The 10,131-nt window shown below is 70.3% G+C and carries 11 protein-coding genes; 5 read left to right on the top strand and 6 right to left on the bottom strand.

What is annotated here, in order from left to right:
- The first annotated feature begins 7 nt into the window (after positions 1 to 7).
- On the top strand, positions 8 to 1,096 hold the full coding sequence (locus ACFWCK_RS03690) for a hypothetical protein (protein WP_378804604.1): 1,089 nt from the start codon (positions 8 to 10) through the stop codon (positions 1,094 to 1,096).
- A gap of 61 nt (positions 1,097 to 1,157) precedes the next feature.
- On the opposite strand, the gene ACFWCK_RS03685 is transcribed toward ACFWCK_RS03690, so the two are convergent.
- Together ACFWCK_RS03685 and ACFWCK_RS03680 are read right to left on the bottom strand one after the other, a co-directional pair.
- Entirely contained in the window at positions 1,158 to 1,697 is a 540-nt protein-coding gene (locus ACFWCK_RS03685) for a dihydrofolate reductase family protein (protein WP_378804603.1), read from the bottom strand.
- Positions 1,694 to 1,897: a hypothetical protein gene (locus ACFWCK_RS03680; protein WP_378804602.1), complete on the bottom strand. Its 204-nt coding sequence runs from the start codon at positions 1,895 to 1,897 to the stop codon at positions 1,694 to 1,696. The genes ACFWCK_RS03685 and ACFWCK_RS03680 overlap by 4 nt, the downstream gene beginning before the upstream one ends.
- 85 nt (positions 1,898 to 1,982) lie before the next feature.
- On the opposite strand from ACFWCK_RS03680, the gene ACFWCK_RS03675 reads away from it, so the two are divergent.
- Complete coding sequence (locus ACFWCK_RS03675) at positions 1,983 to 2,603, top strand: TetR/AcrR family transcriptional regulator C-terminal domain-containing protein (RefSeq protein ID WP_378804601.1); 621 nt, start codon at positions 1,983 to 1,985, stop codon at positions 2,601 to 2,603.
- A 73-nt stretch (positions 2,604 to 2,676) separates the two neighbouring features.
- On the opposite strand, the gene ACFWCK_RS03670 is transcribed toward ACFWCK_RS03675, so the two are convergent.
- Together ACFWCK_RS03670 and ACFWCK_RS03665 are read right to left on the bottom strand one after the other, a co-directional pair.
- Positions 2,677 to 2,940 (bottom strand): (4Fe-4S)-binding protein, encoded by a 264-nt coding sequence (locus ACFWCK_RS03670; RefSeq protein ID WP_378804600.1) that lies wholly within the window; start codon positions 2,938 to 2,940, stop codon positions 2,677 to 2,679.
- A gap of 25 nt (positions 2,941 to 2,965) precedes the next feature.
- Entirely contained in the window at positions 2,966 to 3,577 is a 612-nt protein-coding gene (locus tag ACFWCK_RS03665; protein WP_378804599.1) for an NADPH-dependent F420 reductase, read from the bottom strand.
- 98 nt (positions 3,578 to 3,675) lie between these two features.
- Here ACFWCK_RS03665 and ACFWCK_RS03660 point away from each other — a divergent pair, with 98 nt between their 5' ends.
- A complete protein-coding gene (locus tag ACFWCK_RS03660) occupies positions 3,676 to 4,908 on the top strand; it encodes a low temperature requirement protein A (RefSeq protein ID WP_378804598.1) in 1,233 nt (410 codons plus the stop codon).
- A gap of 40 nt (positions 4,909 to 4,948) precedes the next feature.
- Here the strand turns inward: ACFWCK_RS03660 and ACFWCK_RS03655 are convergent, their stop codons facing one another.
- The gene (locus ACFWCK_RS03655) at positions 4,949 to 7,663 is read right to left on the bottom strand and encodes an AAA family ATPase (protein WP_378804597.1); all 2,715 of its coding nucleotides are present in this window, start codon (positions 7,661 to 7,663) and stop codon (positions 4,949 to 4,951) included.
- 120 nt (positions 7,664 to 7,783) lie between these two features.
- Here ACFWCK_RS03655 and ACFWCK_RS03650 point away from each other — a divergent pair, with 120 nt between their 5' ends.
- Positions 7,784 to 8,467: an alpha/beta fold hydrolase gene (locus ACFWCK_RS03650; RefSeq protein ID WP_378804595.1), complete on the top strand. Its 684-nt coding sequence runs from the start codon at positions 7,784 to 7,786 to the stop codon at positions 8,465 to 8,467.
- Positions 8,468 to 8,481: 14 nt separating this feature from the next.
- Positions 8,482 to 9,318 carry an alpha/beta hydrolase gene (locus ACFWCK_RS03645; RefSeq protein WP_378804594.1) on the top strand — a complete coding sequence of 279 codons (837 nt, stop codon included), beginning with the start codon at positions 8,482 to 8,484 and terminating at the stop codon, positions 9,316 to 9,318.
- 63 nt (positions 9,319 to 9,381) lie between these two features.
- Here ACFWCK_RS03645 and ACFWCK_RS03640 read toward each other — a convergent pair whose 3' ends face one another.
- Positions 9,382 to 10,122, bottom strand: a complete 741-nt coding sequence (locus tag ACFWCK_RS03640) for a FadR/GntR family transcriptional regulator (RefSeq protein WP_378804593.1) — start codon at positions 10,120 to 10,122, stop codon at positions 9,382 to 9,384.
- Positions 10,123 to 10,131: the final 9 nt, after the last annotated feature.

The raw sequence follows: 10,131 nt of genomic DNA, 5'->3' as shown, positions 1-10,131 counted from the left end.
GGCGGCCGTGCTCACGCTGCAGCAGCGCCTTCCCGCTTCGGGAGCGCGTGCCGTCGCCCCCTTCCTGCTCGACGGTGCGAGATGGCTCGCCGTTCCGCAGCTCGCCGTGGACCGCCCCGGCACCCCGCCGGGGATCAACGGCGGTGACTCCGGCACGCAGGTGCAGCTGCTCCGGGAGGGGGCGGCCGGTTTCACCGTGGCCGGCGTGCTCCCGATCGGGGGCGGCGAGGACGCCGAGGTGTTCTCGCTCGAGGGGCGCACGATGATCGGCGTGGCATCGATCCGCACAGGTCGCGGGCCCTACGACTTCGCGACCGTGTCACCGCTGTTCGTGCGGGACGGTGACGGCTTCGTCCGCACGCAGGGTCTGCACACATTCGCCGCGAAGCAGCTGCGCCACTTCCGGATCGGCGCCGAGCACTTCCTGGCGATCGCACAGGGCATGCCCGGTGGCCCGACCACCAGCACCGTGCTGCGCTGGGACGGATCCGTGTTCATCCCGTTCCAGGACCTGGCGTCCGCGGCCGGCTACAACATCGCCGTCTTCGACATCGACGGGACCACCTATCTCGCGCACGCCGACCACGTGATGCCGAGCCGGCTGTACCGCTTCGACGGCGCGCGGTTCGTTGCGTGGCAGGAGCTCGTGCCCTCGGGCGGACGGGCCTTCCAGCTCATCCGCGACGGCGGCGACGTCTGGCTCGCGGTCGCCCGCATCGATGGCGATTCGCTGCTGCTGCGCTGGGACGGCACGCGGTTCGCCGACGGTACCGTGATTCCGGGCGGACCGGGCGGGCGCGAGTTCGCCCTGGTGCGGACCGAGACCGACACCTTCCTGTTCCGGGTCGACTTCATCCACGGCACCCCGGCCGATCCCCAGCCGGACCTCGAGTCGCACGTGTACCGATTCGACCGCGGCGTGCTGGAGCGCATCGCCGGGTTCCGCACGACCGGCGGGACCGACGTCGCCGTGCTGCCGGCCCGGGAGGGCGGCGCGGCGCACGAGATCGTGGTCTCGAACGGCCTCGCCGCGCAGCCGTTCCCGGGCGGGACCTTCGGAGGTTCGGTCGCGGTGTATCGCTTCGACGAACTCTGAACGGACGGCACGATGCGGCAACCGAGATGTCCCTCGGTCGCGACTTCCGTCTCCTCAGGCCTCACCGGCGGTAGTGCAGGAGCAGGCAGTCGCCGGAACGTTGCGAGTCGACGAGGGCGAACCGCTGCAAGTCGCCCTCGTCGGTGAACAGTCTCTTTCCGTGTCCTGCGAGGCTGGGGGCGAGGACCAGTCGTAGCTCGTCCACCAGCTGTGCGGCGAGAAGGGCCCGCGCGAGGGTGATGCTGCCGTGGATGCCGATGTCGCCGCCGGGGAGCTGTTTCAGATCTGCGACGAAGGACAGAACGGGATCGGTGATCCGAGTTGTGTTCGCCCATTCCTCTGCCAGGGGTGTTGACGAGAATACGAGCTTTGGAGTGGTGTTGATGAAGTCCGCGAACGGTTGCATCGTTGCTTTCGGCCAGTACGGAGCCCACTTCTCGTAGGTATGGCGACCGAGCAGTACCGCGTCCTGCGATGCGATCACCTCGGCGAGGAAGTCCATCAGTCGGGCATCGGATCCGTGGAACCAGTCGCCTTCGCCGGGATCGTCAGCGAAGCCGTCCAGAGACATCAGCTCGTAGAGCACCACGCGCCGGGTCATGCGCGAACCGGCTTCCCGTCCGGGTCCTTGACGAGACGGTCGCCGACGCTCAGTTCGTCCCATAGTGCTCGGTCGACACGGACCTTCTCGGTCCCGCCGCCATCCGTTTCGACGGTGACCCGTCGATAGAGGTTGGAGCCGTCCGTCAGGCCGTGTGACTTGTTCACGACGGTGCCGCTCCAGCTGTCTTCGTGTCCCATGGGGGAGTCTCCTCGGTGCTCGGTGGGTGATCTTCCCGAAGACTATCGTTGATAATCTTGAAGGACAACAGATACCGTGGATCCCATGCCGTACCCGTCGCGCACCGACCGGGCCGCGATCGTCGCGGCTGCGATCGAGGTGTTGAGCGTGCACGGGCTCGACGGTGTGTCGCTGCGAGCGATTGCATCGCACCTCGGCATTCGCCAGCCGGCGCTCTACCACCACTTCGACAGTAAGGCTGCGCTGCTCGACGCGGTCGCCGAGGAGATCCTGGATCGTCACCACACGGACCGGCTGCCGGCAGACGGCGAACATTGGAGCGTGTTCGTGACGCGGAACGCGCGGAGCTTGAGGCGGGCGATGCTCAGCGTCCGTGACGGTGCGCGGTTGATCGCGTCGTCCGGCTCCCGGAGCCCCGGGCTGGACAACGCCATCGCTCAAGTGACTGTTCTCGAGGGCGCTGGGTTCGCCCCGACCGATGCGGTGCTCGCGTTGATCGCGGTCTCGCGGTACACCATCGGCTCAGCTGTCGAGCAGCAGGCGGCCCGCGACGGCGGCGACATCGTGATCGAGACGGGTCGTGCCGATGCCGCCGCGGCCCATTTCATCGACACCGTTCGGGACGTCGTGCTCCTGGGCCAGGACCACGAGTTCGAGACCGGGCTCGCCGCCCTGATCCGAGGACTCGACCCCGCGAACGGCTGAAGGAGCGGCGTCCGTCCCCACCGCCGCTGCTTCACGAACGACGTCAGGGTCGCCGCTCAGGTCTGAGCGATGCTCAGCCAGCCGAGGCTGCCCTCACCCTGCCGTCCTCGGTCCGATAGCCGAGCGCGAAGCTCGGGCACCGGTCGATCACGGCGACGACATCGTCGATCGGCGCCGCTGCCGGCTCGATCCACGGCCGCCGGTCGCGGTCGAAGACCCGGGGCAGGCCGCGTACGCATTCCGTCGCGTGCCGACATCGGCTGGACTCCCAGGTCACCACGAGGCCAGGGGCCGCGTACTCGCGGATCGCCGGCCTGTCGGTCGTGTCGTCGTCCATCGCGTGTCACCGTCCTCGGTGGTGGTCAGCCGCGCTGCACCGCGATGCCGTAGCCGGTCGTGCCGAGGGTGCGCATCAGCGCCATCGACAGGAAGATGTAGTGCTCCGGCCCGCGGGCCGTCTCGATGCCACCGAGGTCGATCCGCGCCGCGTCGCTCCAGCCGAGGTCGGTGAGGAGGCCCGCCACCGTCGTCTTCGCCGACGCGTCGTCGCCGGAGAGGAACACGCTCGTCGGCGCGATCGCGCCGGGGTTCGACATGAGCGGTGCCGTGACCGTGTTCAAGGTCTTCACGACGGCCGTATCCGGGAACTCGCCCTGGATCGCCGCGCCCAGGCTCGCGTTCGGGAAGATCAGGGTGAAGTCGGGGGCCAGGGCGTTGCCGATGTCCATCAGGATCCGCCCGGCGAGCGCCGGGGCGCCGATCGCGCGCAGGGTGTCGAGGGCGACGCTGCCGGGGATGGCGCTCACGACGACCTCGGCGTCGGTGACGGCTTCGGAGAGCGAGACGACCGCGGTGCCGAGCGGTTCGCTCGATGCCGGATCCCTCGATCCGTAGACCACCTCATGTCCCGCCGCCTGCAGTCCCTGGCCGATCGACCGCCCCACCCTGCCCGTGCCCAGAACACCGATCTTCATGAGGATCCCTTCGTCGCCGATGCTCGTGAGAGTACGCCCGGTGGGCGCGGCGGGTCTACGCCCGCCCTGCGCCGACCGCCGGCCTGTACCCTGCTGGCATGAGCCTGGCGCACCGACTGGCGCGGATGTCCGGACGAGACCCGGAGGAGAACCACCGCGCGGCCACGCCGCTCGAGCTGCTGTTCGATCTGACCTTCGTGGTGGGGTTCAGCGTTGTGTCGACGCAGACGGCGCTTCTCGTCGAGCGAGGGCATTGGACCGCTGCGCTGATCGGCTTCGCGCTCGGCTTCTTCGCGATCAGCTGGGCATGGGTGAACTACGCCTGGCTCGCCTCCGCCTACGACAACGACGATGTGTTCTTCCGCGTCGCGACTCTGGTCGAGATGGTGGGCGTGCTCACGATCGCGCTGGGGCTCCCGGCCTTCTTCCGCTCGGTGGATGCGGGCGATCACGCGTTCAACGGCGTGATGCTGAGCGGATATGTGGTCATGCGGGTCGCGGCGGTCGCGATCTGGTTACGTGCCGCTCTGCACGATCCGGCGCATCGTCGTGCGTGCCTGACCTACGTCATCACGATCTCCGCCGCTCAGGTGGGCTGGATCGCGCTGTTCCTCGCCGGGCTTCCCCTCGCGACGGCGCTGTGGGTCATCGCGGTGCTCGCGGCCGTGGAGCTCGCCGGTCCCGTCCTGGCCGAGCGCAAGGACGGCGGAACGCCGTGGCATCCGCGGCACATCGCGGAGCGGTACGCATTGCTCGTGATCATCGCGCTCGGCGAGGTGATCCTGGGCACGGTGCTCGCGATCTCAGCCGCCGTCGACCACGGCGGCTGGTCGGTCGAGGCCGTGCTCATCGCCGCGGGCGGCACCTCGCTCGCCTTCGGGATGTGGTGGCTCTACTTCACGCTGCCCTCCGGGCGGGTCATCGGGCGCTATCGGGGCAGGGCGTTCGGGTGGGGCTACGGGCACATCGTGGTGTTCGGGGCGATCGTCGCGACCGGCGCCGGGCTGCACGCAGCGGCGAACTTCCTGGCAGGGGAGAGCCATATCGGCGCCGTCGCGACGGTGGCCAGCGTCGCGGTTCCGGTGTTCGTCTTCGAGGTGACGCTGCTGACCGTCTACTCGGTGATGCTGCGCACCATGGATCCGTTCCACACCTGGATCTTCAGTGCCGCGGCCGTGGTGCTCGCCGGAGCCGTGCTCGCCGCCGCGCTCGGGGCGAGCGTCGGGGTCGCGTTGCTGATCGTCGCCGCCTCTCCCGCGCTCATCGTCGTCTCCTACGAGACGGTCGGGTACCGGCACGAGGAGCGTGCGCTGCGGCGTGCTGGAGCCTGAGGGGGACGCGCGCTCCACGTGCACCGCGTGTCCGTCGCCGTCAGGACGAGCGCTCCCGCAGCGCGTCGGAAAGGCCCGCGCGCGAGGCGACGCCCAGCTTCGGGAACAGGTGATACAGGTGGGAGCCGACCGTGCGCGGCGAGAGGTAGAGGCGCTCGCCGATCTGCCTGTTGGTGAGGCCGGCCGCCGCCAGGCGCGCGATCTCCTGCTCCTGCGGCGTCAGATCGGCGGTCGCCTCCGGGGCGGGGCCAGCGGCGACCCCCATCGCTCGCAGCTCTGACCGGGCGCGGGCGAGCCAGGGTGCCGCGCCAAGGCGCTCGAAGGCCTCAGCGGCCTGGCTCAGCTGTCGCCGTGCCTCCCCGTTCTCCTTCGCCCTCCGCATCCGCTCCCCGTACGCGAGGCGGATACGGGCGAGCAGGAACGGCCAGCGCTCGACTCCGGGGATCGCGAGGGCGGCGGCGAAGGCTTCGGGAGCGCGATCGTGCGGGCTGATCATCGCCTCCGCCGCGGCTGTGACGAGCGCGAGACGGGGCGAGATCCCCGCGACGTCGGCAGCGCGGATGTCGGCGACATGCCTCGCGGCTTCCTCCGGCTGGCCGGCGCGGACCGCCGCCTCGACCAGGTCGAACAGCATCCAGAGCGCTGCGGGGGCGAAGGCGGGGACGGTCTCGGGCGCGCACACCTGGAGGGCGTGCCGGTAGGCGCTCCCGAAATCGCCCGTGCTGAGCGCGGCTGTCGTCCTCACATGTGCCACGAGCTGCTGTACGAATCCGATCCGGTTCTGGTCCGCCCAACCGACCAGCTCGTTCGCCAGGACGTGCGCGGTCAGGGTGTCGCCGCGGGCCGCAGCGATCATCGCGCGGTCGTACTGCAGGAACCCGCCGAGCAGCCGGTAGCGGTGGCGGTCGGTGTACTCCAGGCCTTCGTCGGCGAGTCGTAGCGTGCCGTCCCAGTCTCCCGAGAGCACTCCGTCGAAGCCGAGCAGCACGAACGCCTTGATGGCCGAGGCGATCGCTCCGCCTGCCCGCCCGTGGTTGACGACCCGCCACAGCGCGGTGCGGCAGCCGTCGATCCGGTCGACGTACATCGCGGCGATGCCCATGCGCACCGCGAGTGCGTGGTCGAACTCCTGATCGATCGTGTGGATCGCCGCGTCGAGAGCGGTCAGTGCCGGCAGCGCACGCGTCGCCGGTTCGAGGAAGGTGTCGCCGAGAAGCCGCAGGCCCTCCGGCGGAGCCAGCCCGAGCCGATCCAGTGCTGTCCGGTAGTCGGCGATGAGATCCGCTCGGGAGCCGAAGGAGCAGTTCGCCTGCAGCACGTAGACGATCTCGGCGAGCGGCGCGTCCCACTCCCGGACGGGAACAGGGACGCTGCGCAGTGCGCCGAGCAGCAGCCGATGGATCGTGTCGACGTCGCCGCCACTGTTGACCATGTACGCCGCGGCCGCCACGGCGGTCGCGACGGTGTGGCTGCGTCCGCCTTCGACGGCGACCGCGGACAGCCGCGCAGGCGCGAGGTCGCCGGTGACATCGGCGCCGAGATAGGTCGCGAACATCGCCCGACGATGGTGCTCCGCGGTCGCGGGACTCAGCTCGGCCGCGCGCAGCAGCAGCCGGATCGCGCCGACTGGATCGCCACGACTCTTCGTGCGCAGCGCCACGTCCTCCAGGAGCTGGGCGATGCTCTCGTCCGGGGCGGCGGCCGCGGCTGCGAGATGCCAGGCATGACGCTCGGATCCTGGAGAGTGCCGATCGGCGAGCGCGCCGTGGGCGTGGCGTCGTTCCTGCTCAGTGGAGAGTTCGACCACGGCCGACCGAGTGAGCGGATGCCGGAACCGCACGCTGTGGGTGACCGGGTTCACACTGATCAGCCGGGCGCGTTCCGCGGGGGCGAGATCCGCCGCCGCCGTGGCGGGGAACAGGTCGCCGATGCCGTCGAGCGCCGCCTGGAGCAGCTGTGCCCGCGACGCGTCGGGGAGCGAGCGGATGCGCCGGGCGAAGTGCTGACGCAGTCTCCGGCCCACGGGCGTGCGGCCCGCGCTCGGCTCGGCGGATCCGTTCCCGGTCTCGCGGGGCAGCTCGATGAGGGCGAGGGGATTCCCCTGGGCTTCGGCGATCACCTCACGGGTGAGGCGCGACGCCAACTCGGGGAAGGCCTCGGCGAGCAGCGTCCCGGCGGCGGCCTCGTCGAGCGGTGGGACGGCGAGCTCGTCGAGACCGGCGTCGTCGAACGCGCTGGTCTCGCCGGCGCGGACGACGCCGAGCAGTCCGATCGCGGTGCCCTTGACCCGTCGCGCGAGAGCGGCGAGCACTGTGGCGCTCGCAGGGTCGAGCCACTGCAGGTCGTCGACGACGACCAGCACCCCTCCCGTCGAAGCAGCGGCGAGCAGGTCCGAGACCGCGTTGACGAGCACGAGCCGGTCCGTCGGCCCGTTCTCCATCCCGAGTGCGATCGCGAGGGCGCGCCGATACGGCGGCGGCAGCGTCGCGAACTCGGCGACGAGCGGGGCAAGCAGCTGGTGGAGGCTCGCGAAACTCACCTCGGCCTCGAACTCCACCCCGGCGGCGCGCAGCACCCGCATTCCTCGTGCGGCGGCGTCATCGGCCGTTGCCTCGGCCAAGGCCGTCTTGCCGATGCCGGCCTCGCCGATCACGACGAGGGCCGCGCCACCGGCAGCGGCGGCCTCGACGAAGCCTCGCAACAGGCGCAACTCATGCTCGCGACCGATGAGCATGGACGGGTCCCGACCGGTCATGCGTTCACCGTAGCGGCGCGGGCGGCCGACCGATACGGGAGAACTCAGTCATCTGACCGATTCGAGGTCGTGTGCCACACGCATAGATTCGCTCCCATCCCCCGAGAGAAGGAGCTCCCCATGCTTCCCACCATCGTCCTCGTGCACGGCGGATTCGTCGACGGATCCGGCTGGCGCGGCGTCTATGACGCGCTGTCCGACGACGGCTACCCCGTGCGCGTGGTGCAGAACCCCACGGCGTCGCTCGCCGGCGACGCGGCCGTGACGCGCGACGTCCTCGACGACATCGAAGGACCCGTCGTGCTCGTCGGTCACTCCTACGGCGGAGCCGTCATCACCGAGGCTGGCAACCACGACCGGGTCGCCGCGCTCGTGTACGTGACAGCGTTCGCGCCGGACCAGGGCGAGTCCGTCAATGCGCTGCTGGCGAGCTTCCCCGCCGACGGGCCGCAGCCGCCGATCCTGCCGCCCGTGAACGGATTCCTGTTCCTCGACCGGGCGAAGTTCGCCGAGTCGTTCGCCGGCGACGTGGCTCCCGCCGAGGCCGCCTTCATGGCCGACGCGCAGGTGCCCTGGGGGCTCGAGGCTCTCGGCGGCGTCGTGACACAGGCCGCGTGGCGCGCGAAGCCGAGCTGGTACCTGCACGTCACCGAGGACCGGATGATCCCGCCTGCAGCGCAGTCGTCCATGGCGGCGAGGATCGGCGCCACCATCGCGGAGACGCCGGGCAGCCACGCGATCTACGTCTCCCAGCCGCGCGTCGTCGCGGATCTCATCGCCCAGGCCGCCGCATCCATCGGCTGAGGAGGAACCCGATCATGAACGCGAACTTGTCGCGCCGTCAGGTGCTCGCCGCGGGTGCCGTCGCTGCGGGAGCGGTTGCGCTCGCCGCGGGTCCCCTGGGAGCTGTGGCGGCCTCAGCCGACACCACGGATCGGAAGGCGAAGCCGACGATCGTGCTGGTGCATGGCGGCTACGCCGACTCCTCGTGCTGGAACGACACGATCGGGATCCTGCAGGCGAAGGGGTACACGACCGTCTGCGGCTCGAACCCACTGCGGGGGATCCCGACCGATGCGCCGTACATCGCGAGCCTGCTGGACTCGATCAGCGGACCCGTCGTGCTGGTCGCGCACTCGATGGGCGGCACCGTCATCACGAATGCGGCGGCGGGAAAGGCCAACGTCGCGGCGCTCGTCTACATCGCCGCATTCGTGCCAGACGTCGGCGAGACGCAGGCGGATCTGATCAACAAGTTCCCCGGCAGTGAGGTGCTCCCCGTGAGCGTGCCCGTGCCGTACACGAAGTCCGACGGCACGACGGGCACCGATCTGTACCTGAGCAAGGACGGCCAGGCGGCGTTCGCGGCGGACATCTCCGCGTCCGACTTCCGAGTCCTGCAGGCGACGCAGCGCCCGTTCGACGCCGATTCGTTCATCTACCCGACGACCGCGGCCGCATGGAAGACGATTCCGACCTGGGCGCTGGTCGCAGGCGCGGACAAGGCGATCCCGCCCGAGTGCGAGCGATGGATGTATGCGCGCGCGAACGCACGCAAGGTGGTCGAGCTGCCGACGTCGTCGCATGTCGCGATGCTGAGTCACCCCCAACAGGTCGCGGGACTGATCGACACGGCGGCCAAGGCGGTCGCCTGAGCACGAAGAGGGCGCCCGTGGGTTCCGGCCCGGGCGCCCTTGCCGTGCGCGGCGGGGCCGACCTCACGCGTCGGCGGCGCCGCCGACGTACATGGTGCGGTGGAGCACCTGGATGTGGCCGCGCATGTGCTCGACCGCGCCGACCGGGTCCCGGCGGCGGATCGCCTCGACGATGCGGGCGTGATCCTCGTTCGCGTGGTGCAGTCGCTCGATCGGGTAGGGGATGAAGTAGGTGTAGAGCTGGGCGAGCACCTCGCGGTAGGGAGCCACCGCCCACTCGAGGCCGCTCGTCTCGGCGAGCCTCAGATGGAAAAGCTCGTCGGCACGGTGGTACTCGCTCCAGTCGCGGGCGGACGATGCCGCGGCCACATGCGAAGCGAGCGCGACGACGTCCTGCTCGGTCGCGGTCATCGCCGCGTGATGCACCAGAGCGCATTCCATCAGCGTCCGAACATCGATGAGGCGATGCACCTCGGCTGCGTCCTGTCGGTAGACCTCTGCGGTGCGGTCAGGCATCGCCGCGTTCCTGCCGGTCGCGAACGTCCCCCCGTTGCGGCCGCGGCGTCGCTCTACGAGGCCGTCTTCCGCCATCGCCTCGAGCGCGCGCCGGACGGTCATCTCGCTGACGTCGAGCGCCACGGCGATCTCGGCGTCGCGGGGCAGCCGCTCGCCGGCGCCGATGAGGTCGAGCTCCACGGCCAGTGCGATGCGCGCGCGCACCGTATCGGCCGCCGACAGCCGCGTGATCCCGGTCAGCTCGGGGCCGTGGAGTGAGGCGTGCACCGCTTCTCCTGCGCTGGACATGACTTCACC

This window comes from Microbacterium sp. NPDC060117, from assembly GCF_042729315.1.
Classification (GTDB): domain Bacteria; phylum Actinomycetota; class Actinomycetes; order Actinomycetales; family Microbacteriaceae; genus Microbacterium.
The sequence above is the reverse complement of the archived record's forward strand: the minus strand, read 5'-3'. Positions and strand labels throughout refer to the sequence as shown.